Origin of the sequence: Brevibacillus centrosporus (assembly GCF_046622605.1) — a bacterium.
Lineage (GTDB): Bacteria > Bacillota > Bacilli > Brevibacillales > Brevibacillaceae > Brevibacillus > Brevibacillus centrosporus.
Genome location: NZ_CP176856.1, coordinates 4,990,311 through 5,008,739 on the forward strand (window position 1 = coordinate 4,990,311; position 18,429 = coordinate 5,008,739).

An 18,429-nucleotide genomic window follows, 5' to 3' on the forward strand; every position below is an offset into this window, starting at 1 on the left:
GACTGTTCAAGGAAATTTACATATGTTAATACGCGGTTATCCAAAAAGCATTAACAAATTTGCTGAAGGTATTTTTCCTTCACCGAATATCTCTCCCAAAACAAATACTAGAAAAATACATGCTCATCTACCTTAGCGAGAACTCCGAGACTATCAACAAAGCTCATTCGCCCTCAAAAACTCCATTATTGATAGGTGACCAGCTCAATGATAAAACAAATCCTCGTTAAATTACCTTTGGTATATAAACTTAGAGTCCTTCAGCTTCGCGTAAAGAGAACGAGCAGCAATTTTTTCGTGAATTTTGCAAAAGAGCGCTCCGTTGACCAGCTTCCACATGTGATCAAACGTCATCAATCTCTTTTAAGGCGAAAATTAGGAGCCTCTGATCCGAAGCTGCAGGAAAACAAAATAACCAACTTGAGGATTGCTCTACAATCCATGAACGGTATTGTCATCAAGCCAGGGGAGACCTTTTCCTTTTGGCATTTAATTGGCAAGCCTACAGCGTGAAAAGGATATATAGAGGGATTGTTGTTATCTCAATCTAAAAGGCATTGTATTTTGCGAGAGCGAATTACCGTATTCCTACCATTTGGAAGAAAAAAATCATCAATTTCATCATATCGAAGGAAAGAACTTCCGAGAGAATGAAATATGGCGAAGAGTCATCGATAAACGAACTAGGAAAATCACACATCAAGAGCTCATGATTCACAACTATTCTGAAGTAAAATATGACCTGCCTCATTAAACAAGCCCTCTCGGACAAAAAATCCGCAGGAGGGCTTTACTTGCGTGCAATAAAAAATAAAAAATACGTGTCCGAGCGACTTGGGCATGGGAGCGTCAAAGTCACTACAGACACGTATTTACATGTTACGAAGCCCGGAAACCCTTGTGGCGCAAGGGTTAACCGATGCTGCCTTCCATTTCGAATTTGATCAAACGGTTCATCTCAACCGCATACTCCATCGGCAGTTCTTTGGTGAACGGCTCGATGAAGCCCATAACGATCATCTCGGTTGCTTCTGCTTCGGAAAGGCCGCGGCTCATCAGGTAGAACAGCTGATCCTCGGATACTTTGGAAACAGTCGCTTCGTGCTCGAGCGTGATGTTGTCGTTCATGATCTCGTTGTACGGGATCGTGTCGGACGTGGACAGCTTATCGAGAATCAGCGTGTCGCATTTGATGTTGGACTTGGAGCCTTCCGACTTGCGTCCAAACTGCGACAGGCCGCGATAGGTTACTTTACCGCCATCACGGGAGATGGATTTGGAAATGATGGTCGATGTGCAATCCGGAGCCAGGTGAATCATTTTCGCACCTGCGTCCTGGTGTTGTCCTTTTCCTGCTACCGCGATGGAAAGAACAGTACCTTTTGCGCGAGGTCCTTTCATGATAACCGCTGGATATTTCATCGTCAGCTTGGAACCGATGTTGCCGTCGATCCATTCCATGTTCGCATCCGCGTAAGCAACCGCACGTTTGGTAACGAGGTTGTATACGTTGTTGGACCAGTTTTGGATCGTGGTGTAGCGGCAGCGTGCGCGCTCTTTTACGATGATTTCTACAACCGCGGAGTGCAAGGAGTCCGTGCTGTAGATCGGAGCTGTACAGCCTTCTACATAGTGAACGAAGGAATCTTCATCCGCGATGATCAGGGTACGCTCGAACTGACCCATGTTCTCGGAGTTGATGCGGAAGTAAGCCTGCAGCGGAGTCTCTACTTTTACGCCTTTTGGTACGTAAATGAAGGAGCCACCGGACCATACAGCCGAGTTCAGAGCAGCAAACTTGTTGTCTGCTGTTGGGATAACGGTCGCGAAGTACTCCTTCACGATGTCTGGATACAGCTTCACGGCAGAGTCCATATCACAGAAAAGAACGCCCAGTTTTTCGAGGTCTTCCTGCATGTTGTGGTAAACAACCTCAGACTCGTACTGAGCGGATACACCCGCGAGGAACTTTTGCTCCGCCTCAGGAATCCCCAGCTTATCAAAAGTCGCTTTGATTTCTTCTGGTACTTCATCCCAGCTGCGACCTTGTTTTTCGGACGGCTTCACATAGTAGGTGATGCTGTCAAAGTCGAGGGAATCCAGATCGCCGCCCCATTTTGGCATTGGGAGGCTGTTGAAAATATCCAGAGCCTTCAAACGGAACTCCAGCATCCATGCTGGCTCGTCCTTGATACGCGAAATTTCTTCGACGATTTCGCGTGTCAGACCCTTTTTCGTACGGAATACGGAAACGTCCTTATCGTGAAAACCGTACTGGTAATCCTGTATTTCAGGGGCTTTTTTAGCCATCGTTGCTCACTCCTTTATTTTCATATGCTGAAAAGCTATTCCTGCTCGGCCTGTTTGATGCCTTGCTCCAGCGCCTTCCAAGCGAGAGTCGCACATTTGATGCGGGCAGGGAACTTCGCGACACCAGACAGTGCCTCGATGTCCCCAAGATCGATCGAATCGTCGATCTCCTTGCCCTGCATCAAATCGGAAAACTTGTGAGCCAGCTCAAGCGCTTCTTCTACAGGCTTTCCTTTTACGGCATCCGTCATCATGGATGCGGAGGACATGCTGATCGAGCAGCCCTCGCCCATGAATTTCGCGTCCACCACCTTGCCCTCCGCAACTTTCAAGGAGAGCGAGATGCTGTCGCCACAGGTCGGGTTATTCAAATTGACAATGAGTCCGTCGGATTCCTCCAGCTTCCCGCGGTTGCGGGGCTTCTGGTAGTGATCCATAATCACGCGGCGGTATAAATCATCAAGAGAAGACATTGCCGAAATACTCCTTCGTCTTCTTCAATCCTTCTACCAGTACATCTACTTCTTCCTCTGTATTGTACACGTAGAAGCTTGCCCGTGCGGTAGCTGTGCAATTCAACCAGCGCATCAGCGGCTGCGCGCAGTGATGTCCGGCACGGACTGCGATTCCATAGCTATCGAGTACCGTCGCCAGGTCATGCGGATGTACCGTATCCAGATTGAATGTTATTAAACTGCTGCGGTCCTGCTGCGGGCCGTAAATCGTTAAGCCTTCGATCTCACGCATTTGCTCCATCGCATATTTCACGAGTTGCTTTTCATGGCGTTCGATGTTGTCCATACCGATTTCGTTCAAAAAGTCGATCGCTGCACCAAGTCCGATAGCGCCCGCGATGATGGGAGTACCGCCTTCAAACTTCCAAGGCAGCTCCTTCCACGTGGAATCATACAGCTCCACGAAGTCGATCATCTCGCCGCCGAATTCCATCGGCTCGACTCGCTCCAGCACTTTACGTTTGCCGTACAGCACGCCGATACCAGTCGGACCTGCCATTTTGTGAGCGGAAAACGCATAAAAATCGCAATCCAGGTCTTGGACGTTGATTTTTTTGTGAGGAGCTCCCTGCGCCCCATCCACCAGCAAAAGTGCGCCGTGCTCATGCGCGATTTTCGCAATTTCCTTGATCGGTGTAGTATCCCCGAGTACGTTGGAAATATGGTGAATCGCGACGAGTTTGGTGTTGTCCGTAACCGTTTCTCTCACTGCGTCCAGGGTTACGGTTCCGTCTTCCTGCAGCGGAATGAACTTAAAGGTAGCTCCGGTCGCCTTGGCTGCTTGTTGCCATGGAATGAAATTGGCATGGTGCTCCACGATCGTGGTCACAATCTCATCGCCTGGCTTCAGAACCGCGCGAGCATAGCCGTACGCTACGGTATTAATCGCCGACGTCGTTCCGCGGGTAAATACCACCTCGGCTGCTTCCCGAGCGTTTATGAACGCGCGAACCTTCTCGCGCGCTCCTTCATACGCGTCTGTCGCCATGTTGCCCAGAGTGTGTACGCCACGGTGAACGTTGGAGTTGTACGCCTTGTAGTATTTATCCATCGCTTCCATTACCGGAATCGGCTTTTGGGAAGTCGCTCCATTGTCGAGATACACGAGCGGATGCCCGTTTATCTCTTGATGAAGGATAGGAAAATATTTCCGAAGCTCCTTGGCGTTCATTAGCCTAACTTCCTTTCGAGCGCTTGGCGAAGTCTGTTTCTCACTTCTTCAACCGGAATTTCAGCGACAACCGGATCGAGGAAGCCGAGAATGATCAGACGTTCTGCATTTTGACGGGTAATCCCGCGAGACATCAGGTAGTAGAGAGACTCTTCGCTGAAGCGTCCTACTGAAGCTGCGTGACCCGCTTTTACGTCATCCTCATCGATCAAAAGAATCGGGTTGGCGTCTCCACGAGATTTTTCGCTCAGCATCAGGATGTTCTCTGCCTGTACACCGTTTGCTTTTTCAGCGCCTTTTTCGATTTTGGTGATACCGTTCAAAATGCTGACTGCTTCACCTGTCATAACAGCCTTGCTGACCATATCAGACTCGGAATGCGTACCGATGTGCTGTACTTGGGAAGTCAGGTTTTGTCGTTGGGAGCCTGTTCCAACAGAGATGGATTTGGTTTCGGCCGTAGAGCCGGTACCTTTGAGGATGGTGGTGTTGTTCGCAACGGTGTTGCCGTCGTTCATCTCGCCCAGGATCCATTCCATTTTACCGTCGCGATCAACAGTCGCACGACGGAAGCTGTAGTCGTGCACGTCTGTGGACAGGGAACGTACAGAAGCTACCTGCACGGATGCACCTGCGCCTACGTATACTTCTACGATGCTGTTCGCTACCATGCTCGTGCCTTCGCCAGATACGAATGTATCCACGTAGATCACTTTGCTGTTCGCTTCCGCTACGATCAATACGTGCGGGGACAAAAGCGCATGGTCGCCAGCCACCTCAAACACTGCTTGCAGCGGCACTTCTACTTCCACATTTTTAGGAACGTAGATAAACACGCCGCCGTTCACTACTGCTGTGTGCAGAGCTGTCAGCTTGTGCTCGTCGAAAGAAACGACTGTTCCTACGTATTTTTGTACCAAATCGCTGTGCTCGACCAAAGCTTTGGCAAAAGAGGTAAAGATGACTCCTTTGCTCTTCAATTCCTCAGAGACTGCTTCAAAAACAGAGGATGCATTTTTTTGCACCAACAGGTTTTTTACGCTGTCTACATCGATTTGGGCTTTAACCAATTCACTAAGCTCGCTTGCTGCTGCCGCTTTGGCAGCCGTTTGAAACGGGTCAAACTCAGTGGTATTCCATTTATCAATTTTCGTTTTCTCCAAAGCGGGCAGTTGCAGCTCTCCTGCCGCTTTTAAGCCGGCAAGGCGCTTTTCCAGGAACCAGGCAGGCTCCTGATTGGCTTTGGAGTACTCGGTGATCGCTTCGGAGTCGAAGCGGAGCTGTACATCCACACTCATTTCACTGCTGCCTCCTTCTTCCTACACGTTGGCGTTTACGGTTTCATCCTCGATGCCGAGCTCTTCCTTGATCCAGTCGTAGCCTTCTGCCTCCAGGCGTTCAGCCAGCTCAGGACCACCGGACTTCACGATACGACCCTGCATCATGACGTGTACGAAGTCAGGCTTCACATAGTTCAGCAAACGCTGATAGTGCGTGATGATCAAGAATCCGCGATCAGCGGAGCGCATTTCGTTTACGCCGTTCGCTACAATCTTCAATGCATCGATGTCGAGACCAGAGTCGATCTCATCAAGGATACAGAAAGTAGGTTCGAGGAGCATCATTTGCAGAATTTCGTTGCGTTTTTTCTCCCCACCGGAGAAGCCTTCGTTCAGGTAACGATGAGAGAAGGAATCGTCCATTTCCAGCGTGCTCATTTTCTTGTCCATCTCACGGATGAACTTCATCAGGGAGATTTCGTTGCCTTCACCGCGACGTGCGTTGATTGCAGAACGCAGGAAGTCGGAGTTGGTCACACCGCTGATTTCGGATGGATATTGCATCGCCAAAAACAGTCCAGCACGTGCACGCTCGTCAACTGCCATTTCCAGCAAGTCTTCGCCGTTGATAATGACTTCGCCTTCGGTTACCTCGTATTTAGGGTGACCCATCAGCGTAGATGCCAAAGTAGATTTACCAGTTCCGTTCGGGCCCATGATCGCATGGACTTCGCCGCCCTTAATTTCCAAATTCATGCCTTTGAGGATTTCTTTATCCTCGATCTTGGCGCGAAGGTTTTTTATTTGCAAATGCGGTACAGCTGTCATCTGAATTCCCTCCATAAACGTCAGAAGTGAGTTGGTTGATTCTCAATCCATTCTCAATACTCATCTTATAATAAGAATAATTATAAATCAAGGAATGAAACATATCTGTAATTTTTAAATCATTATATTTAAAAAGTCGGAAATTGGCGACAATGCTCCGCCCCTCCACCTGCTACTGGAACATCTTTCCCTCACCGCTCGTGTGTGATACCCGAACAGCCTGATCATCCTGTTTCATCGTTTGGAAAATGACGGGTCCCTCTGCTTATATTCCCATGACGGAGCCTTATCCAAGTGGCTTGTTAAAAATTCCCGATATATCTCGCTGCTTGCCACAATACATATAACAGGATGAACCACCACGCGAGAAAGGAGTGAGGAACCTTGCCTCAAGGATTGCATGAGATCGAGCTGGACCTTTCTATCTCCACGATCTGGGAGTTTGTTAGTGTCATGGACAACTGGATTCCGCTCGTGTCCGGCTACATCAGCCATGAGATCATCCATGCCCGTCAATCCACCTGGACCTTTTCGGGAGATATCGGCATCATGAAGAAAAAAATTCAGCTGCAGGTCGATATTACAGATTGGATCCAGCCCACTCTAGTCAGGTTTACCCTCATCGGCTTGAACGAAAACTTTGCCGGTGATGGCTACTTCCAGGCACAGGCGCTGAGTCCGAATCGAACGAAAATGACGGGTTTTCTAGACATTACCGCAAAAGGTGTGAAGGCTCCGATGGTGAACGCCTTCCTGAAGACCTCGATCCCCGAGCTGACACAAGAATTGACAGAAGCTGTTGCCAATCGCATGAAGGAACTGGCCTCGATTCCTCCCCATACGTGACCGCCAATTGCCATGAACCCTCTATTTTGCAGAGGGTTTTTTCCTTTCTCATAACCGCTCCTCCCTGTGTTAGGATAGTAGAAACGGCATCTGCCCAAACCGTAGTAAGGAGAACAAAGCGACTATGAGACTGGTATCGTGGAATGTAAACGGATTACGCGCTTGCGTAAACAAAGGCTTCCAAGCGTATTTCTCCCAAATAAATGCGGATATTTTCTGTATCCAGGAAACAAAGCTGCAAGAAGGACAATTTACAGCTGAATGCGGCGAAGAGTACGAGCAGTACTGGAATTACGCTATCAAAAAAGGCTACTCCGGTACGGCTATCTTTACAAAGGTCAAGCCACTGTCCGTCCGTTATGGTCTGGAAGAAAATCACGAGCCTGAGGGACGTGTCATTACACTGGAGTTTGATTCGTTCTTCCTCGTCAATGTATACACACCCAATGCCAAGCGCGACCTTTCCCGCCTGGATTACCGATTGGAGTGGGAAGATCGTTTCCGTCACTATCTGATGCAGCTCGACACCCAAAAGCCCGTGATCGTCTGCGGCGATCTCAATGTCGCGCACCAGGAAATCGACCTGAAGAATGCGAAATCCAATCGCAACAACTCTGGCTTCACTCCTGAGGAGCGCGGCAAGATGACGCAGCTGCTCGAATCCGGTTTTCTCGACACCTTCCGCTACTTCTACCCAGAGCAGGCAGACGCCTATTCCTGGTGGTCCTATATGGGGAATGTCCGGGAGCGAAATATCGGTTGGCGCATCGACTATTTCCTCGCCTCGGAAAGACTGGCGCCCTCTCTCATCGACGCCAGAATTGACACCGCGATCCTGGGCAGCGATCACTGCCCTGTTATTTTGGAGATGAAAGACCAATAGCTCCATACTCCCCAACACAAAAACGGCTAGACCTCGCGTCTAACCGTTTTTGCTTGTTGCGTTATTTGATTACGCTTTAGGACCTGCTTGTGCGATATCCGTTGCGTTCGGGAATTTCTTTTGGAAGTTCTCAATGAAACGGGAAGCCAGATCAGCTGCCTGTTTATCGTAGTCTTCTTTACTCTCCCACGTATTGCGTGGCTGCAGTACTTCTGCTGGTACGTTCGGGCAAGTGGTTGGTACTTGAACACCAAAGGTAGCGTCTGCTACGTACTCCACTTTTTCCAGATCGCCGTTCAGTGCTGCTGTAACCATAGCGCGAGTATAGGACAGCTTCATACGGCTTCCTACGCCCACTGGTCCACCCGTCCAGCCTGTGTTCACCAGGTATACTTGTACGTCGCGCTCGTCGATTTTCTTGCCGAGCATTTCCGCATATACCACTGGGTGCAGCGGCAGGAATGGAGATCCGAAGCATGTCGAGAACTCGGTTTGTGGAGCTGTTACACCGCGCTCTGTACCTGCCATTTTGCTGGTGTAGCCAGACAGGAAGTGATACATCGCTTGCTCTTTCGTCAGCTTGGAGATCGGAGGCAATACCCCGAAAGAGTCCGCTGTCAGGAACACGATTACGTTTGGCTGTGCTCCCACACCAGGGATCACTGCTCCGTTAATCATTTCAACAGGGTAAGCTGCACGGGTGTTTTCCGTATATTTTGCACTGTCGTAATTCGCTTTGTGTGTCTCGCTGTCGATATCTACGTTTTCCAGAACGGTACCGAATTGAATCGCGTTCCAGATTTGCGGCTCACCCTCTGCAGAGAGGTTGATGCATTTTGCGTAGCAACCGCCTTCGATGTTGAAAACGCCGTTGTCAGACCAGCCATGCTCGTCGTCACCGATCAGGAAGCGGTTCGGGTCAGCGGACAGAGTCGTTTTCCCAGTACCGGACAGACCGAAGAACAGGGCAACGTCGCCATCTTTGCCTACGTTTGCAGAGCAGTGCATGGACAGTACATTGCGCTCAGGCAGCATGTAGTTCATTACGCTGAAAATCGACTTCTTCATTTCCCCAGCGTACTCGGTACCACCGATCAAAACGGTTTTGTGTTCAAAGCTCAGCACGATGAACGTTTCGGAGTTTGTTCCGTGAACAGCCGGGTTCGCTTTGAAGTTTGGTGCATACACTACGGTGAACTCAGCTTCATGGTTCGCCAGTTCTTCATCGGACGGACGAATGAACAGCTGACGAGCAAACAGATTGTGCCACGCGTATTCGTTCACTACGCGGATCGGCAGGCGGTAAGTCGTATCCGCACCGGCAAAACCGTCAAACACAAACAGCTCTTTTCCTTGCAGGTACTCGAGCACATCTTGCTGCAGACGAAGAAATTTCTCAGAGGAAATTGGTTGGTTAACCGGACCCCAGTTGATTTTATCGTGTACGGAAGCTTCGTCCACCACAAATTTGTCCTTCGGCGAACGGCCTGTAAACTTGCCTGTTAGCGCATTAAGCGCCCCCTTGTCGGTCAAAATCCCTTCGCCACGCTTAACCGCCATTTCTACGAGCTTCGCAACTGGCAGGTTATTATAGACCTTTGCAGCTCCCAAAATGTCAGTAAGCTTATGAACGGTGTTGGTTTCCATGTGTGAACGATCTCCTTCCCAAATGTATATCCATTATGATGACTAACCTTCGACTTCGGTCATTCTATCCGTTAATACGGTCGCTCACCTCGAGAGTGACTCGAAATAAGTTTAATTATTGTCGCTCAATTTGTAATTAGTATATCACATTTAATCAAATAAGCTACATAATTTTATAATCTCTTATGGAGAATGTGTGAATACCACTTCTCCCGCTAGTTTTCCCTTGTCCCCCCAGTTTTCCACACTAGCTCGGCAGTGAATTAATGGTACACAAAAAACCCGATACCAGCAAGGCATCGGGTTCTTGTTCACATAAGCTTCATTTACTTGCCCATTTACTTGCCCATTTTTTTGCATTTCCCTGTTTCAGACTTCTCTTCCCCTGATTATCGGAGAGAGTGACTTCTTCTCCATGCCTCATGCAGGGCTGCCACACCCTTTTTAATGGACTCCTCATCACAGTACGTATAGCACAGCCGAGCAAATCGGGTACCGTCCACTCCTTCGAGATAAAAGTTTTGTCCATCCAAGAAGCTGACTCCACATTCCAATGCGTGTGTCAGCATCTCCGTCGTATTGACCCCTTCCGGAAAACGCACCCACAAGAAAAAGCCGCCATCTGGAACTTGAAAGTCAATCTGATCCCCAAAAACGCGACACAGCTCGGTTACCATGACATCTCTGCGGCTTCGGTACATCTCGTTGATCCGATTCATGTGAGCGGTGTAATCCATCTTCTGCAGCATTTGCCCCACTACCTCCTGGACAAATACGCTCGTATACCCATCCGACTTGAACAGCTTCATCCTTTCGATCACTTGGCTGTCGGCGATTGCCCAGCCCATGCGCACGCCAGGAGCAATGATTTTCGAGAAGGTGCTAATGTAGACAACCCTCTTTGGCGCGAAGCTGTAGACGGAAGGAAGGTATTCGCCCGAAAAGCTCAGATCGACATACGCGTCATCCTCCAGTATGTAGAAGTTGTAGCGCAGCGCCAGTCTCGCCAGCTTTTCACGCCGAGCAAAAGACAAGGTAGCTCCTGAGGGATTTTGATAATTGGGCATGATGTAGAGCAGCTTGGGCATTTTACCGCCTGTCTGTTCTGCTTTTTGCAAGGCTGCCTCCAGCTCATCCACACACAGACCATCCTCATCAATCGGAAACGACCGAATATTCAATCCATTTGTGATAAAGGAGCGGATCGTCCCGAAGAAGGAAGGCGACTCTACCCACACCTCATCTCCTTCGTCCGTCAGTACGCGAGTCACCATATCGATCGCCTGCATGGAGCCGGTTGTCACGATGAGTTGATCCTCTTCTGGCTTGATGCCGCGCAGCGGGGAGCGCTGGGCGATCCAGGCTTGTACCCGCTTTTGCCCTGGTCCTCCGGTATATTGCAGGGCTCTTGTTCCTTCTAATAATAAGGCGGATTGAGATGCTTCCTGAAAAGCAGCGATCGGAAAAGCCTGTGGTGCGGGAAATCCATAAGCGAATGGCATAATATCAGGATCAGTCTTGGCATAGGCTGCTCCCATGATCGGCAAATCGGGATTTCGTTTCGAGAAAGCGAACTGCTGCGTTACTCTGTTCATTCCTTTCCACCACCTTGTTTTTATCCAATTCCCTAACGCAAACATACCACAAATGAAAGCGGCGAAAGAATACCGAAATCGGCGCTGAAAAAGCCCAGTACCTGAATCGGTACGAGGCTTCTTTTTTTTCTCTCTTTACTTCCCTTTAGCAAAAGTCCTGATCACGACATTCGAGAGGATCTCGACCCCTTTTACCAATGCCGTCTGGTCAAATTCCATATGCGGATGATGCAGGCCCGGCTTCAAGTCGCAGCCGAATGCGAGCATCGTCGCCTTGATTTGAGGGCGTTCTACGGTGTAGAAATGGAAGTCTTCTGCCCCCGGACTGACAGGCGCTTCTTCCAGCTTATCCTCGCCAAGCACATCGATGATCGCTTCCTCCATCAGCTTTTTCGCCTCATCGTTTACTTCGGCTGCCACCATGCGAGAGCCTTGCTGCACCTCGATCGTCGCCCCAAAAGTAGCGGCGGCTCCATCAATCACTTGGCGCACACGGGTAAGCAAATCGTCCATGACTTGATTGGTTTGAGCGCGCAAATCGAGCGCAAATCGCGCTTTGTCCGGGATGATGTTGTAGCTCTCTCCACCTGCCTGGAGCATTGTCATTTTCACGGTCGCCGGCACTCGTGGATCTGTATGTACCTGACTGACTCCTGTTATGATCGCGCTGGCTACCTCGATCGCATTGATTCCCAAATGCGGTCTCGCGCCGTGAGCAGATACACCTGTAATTTCTCCATATAAAAACGTTGCGGCGCCATTGTAGATCGCAGGACCCGCGTAGCCGCCCTTCATCTCCTGGATCGGGCGAAGATGCACGCCGTACAAATAGTCCACATCATCTACGACACCTTTTTCCACCAGCTTGAGGGCGCCAGTCCCTTTCTCCTCCGCAGGCTGGAACAAAATTTTCAACGTCCCCGGGGGGTTATATCCCGAAGCGATCAACGACTCGACTGCTTCCACGATCAGCGTCATATGCGCGTCATGTCCACAGGAATGGTTGGCTCTCCACTCCCCGTCCACTTCCTGCCAGAGCGCGTCAATATCGGTCCGCAAGCCCACAACTGGACTTCCTTCCCCCCATTCCGCAACCAAGCCCGTACAATCCTCAAACGTCGTTACACGCAGTCCGAGTCTGCGCATCCGCTCTGCCAGATACTGCGTGGTCTGCACTTCTTTCCAGCTAATCTCAGGATTGCTGTGCAAATGGCGGAATGTTTCGTCAATAGATGACACACGTGCCGTCACTGCCTGCTTCAAAGAAATCGTCGTGGACATACGTCGTTCCTCCTCGAATTCTCTATATTTTTTCTATTATAACACAACAGCCTGCGATCATTTGCTGGTAAGGCGCAAGATCGCATCCAGCTTTAATTGATCCCGCAACGTTCCTACAAATCTTACGCGCTGCCTGACACTGGCGTATTGCAGAGCATCTCCCGCCAGCAGCATATGGATTTCCTTCTCATTTCCATGCAAGATCAGGTCGGCGGGCACGTCCTCTTTCCACTCCCCGCAAGAAGCGCTTCCTTTGACAAAAGTCATCTGCCACCGGAGCCGGGTATCCACTGCCACAATGCCGATCCGTTTGTCCCATCCTGCTGTCAACAGCCGTACATGAGCCTTCTTTTGCAAACGTTCTGCCACTTCCATCAGCACCCCACTGATTCCGACCATGCTCGCCCACTCCTCTCACTCCAAATGGGTTCGCGGATGGCTTGGTCGAATCCTTTGACGAGGGATGGGAACGACTGTCGTGTCCTGTCAGCGAGAGCCTCTTTTTCTCGACATGCCGTCGAATCAATAGAAAATCAATAGAAAAGCCCCTACCCATTTGGGCAGGAGCTCTTGTATTCGGATGCTATTCGTCAAATTCGTCCTTATCCAGTCGCACTTCCAGATGATGTCCATCTGGACTCTCAAAATAGAGATTAAAGCTCGTCGGGCGAGTGATGGGACCCCGATAGCAAATATTCTCCGCTTCCAGTTTGTCAACCAGATAGTCCAATTCGGCGCGGCTCGTTACGGAAAAAGCGATGTGGTCGACTTGCCCCACTCCGCCTTTGCCTTCCCCACCGCTATATGGATGGAGACCAATCCGTGTGTATGTGCCAATTTGAAAGTAGACAGGTGCTCCTTCCACGATATTCTCTTCTGGGATCGGAACTTCCAAAATGTCTTTAAAAAAATGAGCTACCTTCACGACATCGCTGCAATTCAATGCGATGTGATGAACGCCTTTCAAATGAAACATTCACACTGCCTCCCAAGTCAACTTACGGTCACGCGCTTTTCTGCGACATTTGCTTTCTCTTATTGTACTGCTTCAGCCGCTCGCTTAACCTTCTCAGACGGATCATCAGGGCTTCACGCCATTCCTCATCCTTCAATTCTTTGGCGACGCCCAAAAGATCCAGCGAAATATCGATTTGCTGTTTAAGAACATCGGCGAAGCTCGCTGCTTCATCCGTCATGGTACAATTCTCAAACAACTCAGTAGTATTGTCAACACTTACGAAATCAGCAAAGTCCACCTCAGGAGCCTGATCTCCCTGAGCATATTCTACTAGAATTTCATACTCGCCCTCAATAGCGGGATGAACTTCAATTCTGTCACATACAGGACAAAACATGATGGGGACGTTATGCACCAACGTTTTATAATGACGGACAGACCCAACCGATCCTACCATTCCGGCACCACAACAATAACTCATATAGTCTCCCTCCTTCTTCGCCAAACTATGCTTCGTTTGGACGACACTCTGTCTGTATCAGCAATTGTAGCTTACTCACGGCAGATCTCTCTACCCGCAAAAGATACCAATCGATTGATGGCAAATGTAATGGTTCCCCTATTGTACCTGATTCGCGTCTTATTGACCAACGTTTTCTGACTAGTTTGAAATTATTCCCTGCTCTGCCTAAAGCATATATTCAGGTTTGATCGAATCGGGAGCGGGGAAATATACTGGCATCCACATCAGGAAAGGAGCCTTACTCATGTTCCGGTTTACCAGTATTCGCTCGCGTACCCTCAGCATCATGCTTCCCGTCATCCTGGTCACCTTGTTGGTCGTCATGGCATTGTCCTACTGGTTTTCCGTAACCCTGCTGAACTCAGAAATCTCCAGTAAAATGAACTACCAGCTAGACATGGTCAGCAGTAATGTAGAAAGGCAACTGGAGGCGCATAGCAAAGTAACAGAAAGCACGGCGCGCGTTATGGAAATGCTCCCTCCCGCATCCGACACCCAATCGATGCAAGCTTTGCTCAAAAAGTCTGTCCCTATCAATCAAACGTCTTTAGGGATGGGTATCTTCTTTGCGCCTTACCGTTTTGATCCAAACAAGCAATACGTTTCCTCCTACGGCACCCTGGAGGATAACGGCACAGTCAAATTAACCGAAGAGTATAGCGAGGCTTCGTACAACTACCCCAACCAGCCTTGGTACCAATTGGGTTCTACCACCAAGCAGGTCACGGACTTTTCCCTTCCCTACTACGATGACTTAGCCAAAACCTCCATGCTCACTGTTGTTGCACCTTTTTACTCACCAGACAAGAAGCTCCTCGGAGTCGTAACCGATGATATCGAACTTAGTGATATGCAGAAATTCGTTTCGGAAATGAAAGTCGGGAATACCGGGTGGTCGTTTATGCTTGATCAAACAGGCCAATACCTCGCCCACCCCCATGCAGAAAAGCTGTTGAACCAAAAGATTACAGCGGATGACAACCCTTCGCTGGTGGAAATCAGCTCCTTATTAATGGGGCAAGCAGAAGGTACCTCTACTTTTCAGGACCAAAATGGAGCCAATCGCATCTATTATCAAAAAATCCCGAAAACCAATTGGACGGTTGCCCTCGTCATGCCCGAAGACGAACTCCAGGCACCACTGCGGTCGCTTTTCTTCAAGCTTCTAGCAGTCAGCTTCATTGGTCTTGCTCTTCTGATCCTGATTATTCATCTTTTCAGCAAAAGCTTAGCTAAACAAGTCGACAAAGCCAACCAACTGTCCATTTCGCTGGCGCAGGGTGATTTCACGGCATCCATGGAGATTCAGACAGCTGATGAAATCGGACGAATGGGCGAACGCTTCAATGCGATGACAGCCACATTGCGGGAAACGCTGGAGCGTGTCTCCTACAGCTCACAGCAAGTAGCAGCTACCTCCGAGCAGCTGATGGCCAGTGCGGAGCAAACGAGCCATGCAACGGAGCAGATCGCCCAGAGCGTACAGGAAATCGCTCATGGAACCGAGCAGCAGGTCGATGCAACGAACAGAGGCAACCACGTCGTCACCCAGATCGCCAAGCTGATTTCGCAGATGGAAAAAGGAATCGAAATCGTCAGTGCCTCTACCTCAGAGGCCAACAAGCAGGCTGCGGAAGGCAACCAAATGGCCATTTCCGCCGTGGAGCAAATGACGGCCATCCATTCGCAAATGGAGCAAACCTCTGCCATGGTCAACACGCTGGGGCATCGCTCCCAAGAAATCGGAGAAATGATTTCCCTGATCACTACCATCGCTGCGCAAACCAATCTCCTGGCTTTAAACGCTGCCATCGAAGCCGCTCGCGCAGGAGAACAAGGACGAGGGTTTGCGGTAGTAGCCGATGAAGTACGAAAGCTGGCTGAACAATCCAGTACCGCTGCCGAGAAGGTGAGCAGAATCGTTTCCGACATCCAGCGGGATACGGAGACAGCGATTGCCGGAATGCAGCATAGCAGCTCGATTTTGGATCAAGGAATGAGCTTTGTCCAATCAACCCGATCCGCCTTTCACCAAATCACCAGCTCGACGAAACAATTGTTTGCCCGTACAGATGGCCTCGGCACGGAAATGAAACAAATCAGTGAACAGATGGAAACGATTATTGCGGCCATCGATCACATCTCTGCTATTTCCGAACGTTCTGCCGCCAATTCTCAAAATGTCGCTGCCGCCGCAGAGGAGCAAAACGCCTCCATGCAGGAAATATCCGCAGCGGCAACCATGCTAGCCACGATGGCAGAAGAAATGAACAATGCCGTTCGCGTGTTCAAGCTGTCGTAATGTCACATAGAAAAAGCCGAGCGATCATGCATCGCCCGGCTTTTATCCTATTTGCTTATTCTTTTACCATTGCTTCGTATTTGTCAGCAGTCAGCAGTTTTTCCAGCTCAGCCGCATCAGACAGCTCTACGACGATCATCCAGGCTTTTTCATAAGGCGAGGAGTTGACCAGCTCTGGCGCATCTTCCAATTCACCGTTTACTTCTACAACTTTACCGCTCACTGGAGCGTACAGCTCGGAAACCGTTTTGACGGATTCTACACTGCCAAATGGTTCATCTTGTTGAATCGTCGCGCCTACTTCTGGCAGCTCGACGAATACGATGTCACCCAGCTCTGCCTGAGCAAAAGCAGAAATGCCAATATAAGCTTTGTTTCCTTCTACACGTACCCACTCATGCTCTTCACTGTAACGTAGATCTTTCGGGAATTCCATCGTTTACGTATCCTCCTATCAGGTACTGTCCATACCACATACATATTTGACGAACATTCGAGGATTCCTCTTCATTCCTCAAAATTCTGAACAGACGTTTTTTCACAAGGTGTAAGGCCCGTTTCTCCCCTTGAAAATATCGGTCGTGTACTCATTTGTTATTTCCCATAAAATCAGGAATTTATTCGTGCACAGGCGATTTCCGGTTCTGCCTGCTCGTTAATATTCCTGACTGGCGAATGGATTCGGCTGCTTGCTTCAATACGTCCGGTGTCTGTACCAGGGCAATACGAACATACCCTTCACCTTCCACACCGAATGCACTCCCGGGAATCACGACGACTCCCGTCTCTTCCAGAAGGGCAAAAGCAAATTCCCTCGAGGTCCAGCCATCGGGTACTTTTGCCCAGACGAACATGGTCGCTTTCGGCGGCTCAATCTGCCAGCCTGCCTCGGCTAAAGCAGACAGCAGCACATCCCGGCGCTCCTGATAGATCGGTCCCACGGCATTCGCACCACCCGATTTTCGGTCCGCGCGCAATGCTTCTACCGCCATTTGCTGAACGGGTAAAAAGACACCGTAATCGACATTGGACTTCACGACTGCGAGCGGCTTGATGATATCCGCATTTCCTACGACGTACGCAATCCGGCAGCCTGCCATATTAAAGCTTTTGGAAAAGGAGTTAAACTCGATTCCTACCTCTTTGGCACCCGAAGCCTGCAAAAAGCTCGGCGGCTTGTATCCGTCAAACGCCATCTCGGAATACGCCAGATCGTGTACGACGATGATGTCATGACGCTTCGCAAAAGCTACTACCTCTTCAAAGAAGGAGAGGGTCGCTACAGCAGACACTGGATTGTTCGGATAGTTCAGGATCATGAACTTCGCCTGCTTCGCCACATCTGCCGGAATGGCATTCAGGTCGGGAAGGAAGCCGTTTTCCCCTCGAAGGGGCATGGGGTACGGAACAGCGCCCGCTAAATGAACGCTGCCCTCATAGATGGGGTAGCCTGGATCGGGTACCAGCACCAGATCTCCTGGGTCTGACCAAGCCAGAGCAAAGTGGGCCAAGCCGTCCTGGGAGCCCATCAGAGAGTGGACCTCTGTTTGCGGATCCAGCTCCACCTCAAAACGGAATTGGTACCAGCGAGCCACCTCCTCGCGAAACGCAGCCGTTCCCTCACTCAGTGCATAGCCAAACGCGCCTGGCTGCTGAACCGCTTCCACCAGCGTTTCCAGCAAGTGGGACTCCGGCTGCTGATCGGGACTTCCGATGCTTAAATCGTAGACCTTTCTCTTTTGGGCCACTTCCCGTTTGCGTGCAGCCATTTCTGAGAAAATAGCCGCAGATAGATAAGCAAGGCGTTTGGAGGGCTGACGCATAGTTATTTGCCTCCCCACGCTTTTTCCAGTTCTTCTGCCTTAAAGCCAAGTGTCACTGTCTCATCGTTTGTAATCAGCGGGCGCTTGATCAGCTTGCCGTTGGACGCCAGCAGCTCGAGCATTTCTTCATCTGACATGGTTGGCAGCTTGTCTTTTAGCCCCAGTTCACGGTATTGCACTCCGCTCACGTTGAACAATTTCCGCAAATCCAGTCCGCTCGCTTTCCAGATACGGCGCAGCTCTTCTTTCGACGGCGGCGCATCCACGATCGGAATTTCCTCGAACCCTACACCTTCATCCTGCAGCCATTTCTTCGCTTTGCGGCAGGTGTCGCATTTGTTGTACAGATAGGCTTTTATCGCCATGAAGATTCACCTCGGTCATTTGTGTGGATTGCTTGTATGAAGCTCTTTATCGCTAGCATACCATTGCGCCTGCCACCTGTGCAGCCACCCATTGGAAAACGT

At 49.9% G+C, this 18,429-nt stretch carries 18 protein-coding genes; 4 read left to right on the forward strand and 14 right to left on the reverse strand.

Going from position 1 to position 18,429, the window contains the following annotated elements:
- The first annotated feature begins 297 nt into the window (after window positions 1-297).
- Complete coding sequence (locus ACLIN2_RS25165) at window positions 298-513, forward strand: VanW family protein (protein ID WP_411502478.1); 216 nt, start codon at window positions 298-300, stop codon at window positions 511-513.
- 399 nt (window positions 514-912) lie between these two features.
- Here ACLIN2_RS25165 and sufB read toward each other — a convergent pair whose 3' ends face one another.
- The 5 genes from sufB to sufC are packed head-to-tail and all read right to left on the reverse strand — an operon-like array spanning window position 913 to window position 6,104.
- On the reverse strand, window positions 913-2,310 hold the full coding sequence (gene sufB / locus ACLIN2_RS25170) for a Fe-S cluster assembly protein SufB (RefSeq protein WP_092273348.1): 1,398 nt from the start codon (window positions 2,308-2,310) through the stop codon (window positions 913-915).
- A 35-nt stretch (window positions 2,311-2,345) separates the two neighbouring features.
- Entirely contained in the window at window positions 2,346-2,783 is a 438-nt protein-coding gene (sufU, locus tag ACLIN2_RS25175; protein ID WP_092273345.1) for a Fe-S cluster assembly sulfur transfer protein SufU, read from the reverse strand.
- Window positions 2,770-3,996 (reverse strand): cysteine desulfurase, encoded by a 1,227-nt coding sequence (locus ACLIN2_RS25180; protein WP_411502479.1) that lies wholly within the window; start codon window positions 3,994-3,996, stop codon window positions 2,770-2,772. Before ACLIN2_RS25180 ends, sufU begins: the two co-directional genes overlap by 14 nt.
- Window positions 3,996-5,294: a Fe-S cluster assembly protein SufD gene (sufD, locus tag ACLIN2_RS25185; protein WP_092273339.1), complete on the reverse strand. Its 1,299-nt coding sequence runs from the start codon at window positions 5,292-5,294 to the stop codon at window positions 3,996-3,998. Before sufD ends, ACLIN2_RS25180 begins: the two co-directional genes overlap by 1 nt.
- A gap of 21 nt (window positions 5,295-5,315) precedes the next feature.
- The gene (gene sufC / locus ACLIN2_RS25190) at window positions 5,316-6,104 is read right to left on the reverse strand and encodes a Fe-S cluster assembly ATPase SufC (RefSeq protein ID WP_092273336.1); all 789 of its coding nucleotides are present in this window, start codon (window positions 6,102-6,104) and stop codon (window positions 5,316-5,318) included.
- A gap of 384 nt (window positions 6,105-6,488) precedes the next feature.
- On the opposite strand from sufC, the gene ACLIN2_RS25195 reads away from it, so the two are divergent.
- Window positions 6,489-6,950: a CoxG family protein gene (locus ACLIN2_RS25195; protein ID WP_411502480.1), complete on the forward strand. Its 462-nt coding sequence runs from the start codon at window positions 6,489-6,491 to the stop codon at window positions 6,948-6,950.
- Window positions 6,951-7,074: 124 nt separating this feature from the next.
- Window positions 7,075-7,833 carry an exodeoxyribonuclease III gene (locus tag ACLIN2_RS25200; protein ID WP_411502481.1) on the forward strand — a complete coding sequence of 253 codons (759 nt, stop codon included), beginning with the start codon at window positions 7,075-7,077 and terminating at the stop codon, window positions 7,831-7,833.
- 69 nt (window positions 7,834-7,902) lie between these two features.
- Here the strand turns inward: ACLIN2_RS25200 and pckA are convergent, their stop codons facing one another.
- The 6 genes from pckA to ACLIN2_RS25230 all read right to left on the reverse strand — a co-directional run bounded on the left by pckA (window position 7,903) and on the right by ACLIN2_RS25230 (window position 13,795).
- Complete coding sequence (pckA, locus tag ACLIN2_RS25205; RefSeq protein WP_411502482.1) at window positions 7,903-9,480, reverse strand: phosphoenolpyruvate carboxykinase (ATP); 1,578 nt, start codon at window positions 9,478-9,480, stop codon at window positions 7,903-7,905.
- A 389-nt stretch (window positions 9,481-9,869) separates the two neighbouring features.
- Window positions 9,870-11,075, reverse strand: a complete 1,206-nt coding sequence (locus ACLIN2_RS25210; protein WP_411502483.1) for a PLP-dependent aminotransferase family protein — start codon at window positions 11,073-11,075, stop codon at window positions 9,870-9,872.
- A gap of 135 nt (window positions 11,076-11,210) precedes the next feature.
- Window positions 11,211-12,356 carry a M20 peptidase aminoacylase family protein gene (locus ACLIN2_RS25215; protein ID WP_411502484.1) on the reverse strand — a complete coding sequence of 382 codons (1,146 nt, stop codon included), beginning with the start codon at window positions 12,354-12,356 and terminating at the stop codon, window positions 11,211-11,213.
- Window positions 12,357-12,413: 57 nt separating this feature from the next.
- The gene (locus ACLIN2_RS25220) at window positions 12,414-12,755 is read right to left on the reverse strand and encodes an SCP-2 sterol transfer family protein (protein WP_122923597.1); all 342 of its coding nucleotides are present in this window, start codon (window positions 12,753-12,755) and stop codon (window positions 12,414-12,416) included.
- A gap of 184 nt (window positions 12,756-12,939) precedes the next feature.
- On the reverse strand, window positions 12,940-13,332 hold the full coding sequence (locus ACLIN2_RS25225; RefSeq protein ID WP_301169852.1) for a VOC family protein: 393 nt from the start codon (window positions 13,330-13,332) through the stop codon (window positions 12,940-12,942).
- Between the two features lie 28 nt (window positions 13,333-13,360).
- On the reverse strand, window positions 13,361-13,795 hold the full coding sequence (locus ACLIN2_RS25230; protein ID WP_092273310.1) for a hypothetical protein: 435 nt from the start codon (window positions 13,793-13,795) through the stop codon (window positions 13,361-13,363).
- A 286-nt stretch (window positions 13,796-14,081) separates the two neighbouring features.
- Here ACLIN2_RS25230 and ACLIN2_RS25235 point away from each other — a divergent pair, with 286 nt between their 5' ends.
- A complete protein-coding gene (locus tag ACLIN2_RS25235) occupies window positions 14,082-16,139 on the forward strand; it encodes a methyl-accepting chemotaxis protein (RefSeq protein WP_411502485.1) in 2,058 nt (685 codons plus the stop codon).
- Window positions 16,140-16,194: 55 nt separating this feature from the next.
- On the opposite strand, the gene gcvH is transcribed toward ACLIN2_RS25235, so the two are convergent.
- From gcvH to ACLIN2_RS25250, 3 genes are all read right to left on the reverse strand, one after another.
- Complete coding sequence (gcvH, locus tag ACLIN2_RS25240; protein ID WP_122923599.1) at window positions 16,195-16,575, reverse strand: glycine cleavage system protein GcvH; 381 nt, start codon at window positions 16,573-16,575, stop codon at window positions 16,195-16,197.
- A 181-nt stretch (window positions 16,576-16,756) separates the two neighbouring features.
- On the reverse strand, window positions 16,757-17,962 hold the full coding sequence (locus tag ACLIN2_RS25245; RefSeq protein ID WP_122961226.1) for an aminotransferase class I/II-fold pyridoxal phosphate-dependent enzyme: 1,206 nt from the start codon (window positions 17,960-17,962) through the stop codon (window positions 16,757-16,759).
- A 2-nt stretch (window positions 17,963-17,964) separates the two neighbouring features.
- Window positions 17,965-18,327 (reverse strand): arsenate reductase family protein, encoded by a 363-nt coding sequence (locus ACLIN2_RS25250; protein ID WP_122961227.1) that lies wholly within the window; start codon window positions 18,325-18,327, stop codon window positions 17,965-17,967.
- Window positions 18,328-18,429 lie beyond the last annotated feature (102 nt).

Coding starts and splice junctions, on each gene's coding strand:
- sufB (WP_092273348.1), bottom strand. CDS start 2,310: ATGGCTAAAAAAGCCCCTGAAATACAGGATTACCAGTACGGTTTTCAC.
- sufU (WP_092273345.1), bottom strand. CDS start 2,783: ATGTCTTCTCTTGATGATTTATACCGCCGCGTGATTATGGATCACTAC.
- ACLIN2_RS25180 (WP_411502479.1), bottom strand. CDS start 3,996: ATGAACGCCAAGGAGCTTCGGAAATATTTTCCTATCCTTCATCAAGAG.
- sufD (WP_092273339.1), bottom strand. CDS start 5,294: ATGAGTGTGGATGTACAGCTCCGCTTCGACTCCGAAGCGATCACCGAG.
- sufC (WP_092273336.1), bottom strand. CDS start 6,104: ATGACAGCTGTACCGCATTTGCAAATAAAAAACCTTCGCGCCAAGATC.
- ACLIN2_RS25200 (WP_411502481.1), top strand. CDS start 7,075: ATGAGACTGGTATCGTGGAATGTAAACGGATTACGCGCTTGCGTAAAC.
- pckA (WP_411502482.1), bottom strand. CDS start 9,480: ATGGAAACCAACACCGTTCATAAGCTTACTGACATTTTGGGAGCTGCA.
- ACLIN2_RS25210 (WP_411502483.1), bottom strand. CDS start 11,075: ATGAACAGAGTAACGCAGCAGTTCGCTTTCTCGAAACGAAATCCCGAT.
- ACLIN2_RS25215 (WP_411502484.1), bottom strand. CDS start 12,356: ATGTCCACGACGATTTCTTTGAAGCAGGCAGTGACGGCACGTGTGTCA.
- ACLIN2_RS25220 (WP_122923597.1), bottom strand. CDS start 12,755: ATGGTCGGAATCAGTGGGGTGCTGATGGAAGTGGCAGAACGTTTGCAA.
- ACLIN2_RS25225 (WP_301169852.1), bottom strand. CDS start 13,332: ATGTTTCATTTGAAAGGCGTTCATCACATCGCATTGAATTGCAGCGAT.
- ACLIN2_RS25230 (WP_092273310.1), bottom strand. CDS start 13,795: ATGAGTTATTGTTGTGGTGCCGGAATGGTAGGATCGGTTGGGTCTGTC.
- ACLIN2_RS25235 (WP_411502485.1), top strand. CDS start 14,082: ATGTTCCGGTTTACCAGTATTCGCTCGCGTACCCTCAGCATCATGCTT.
- gcvH (WP_122923599.1), bottom strand. CDS start 16,575: ATGGAATTCCCGAAAGATCTACGTTACAGTGAAGAGCATGAGTGGGTA.
- ACLIN2_RS25245 (WP_122961226.1), bottom strand. CDS start 17,962: ATGCGTCAGCCCTCCAAACGCCTTGCTTATCTATCTGCGGCTATTTTC.
- ACLIN2_RS25250 (WP_122961227.1), bottom strand. CDS start 18,327: ATGGCGATAAAAGCCTATCTGTACAACAAATGCGACACCTGCCGCAAA.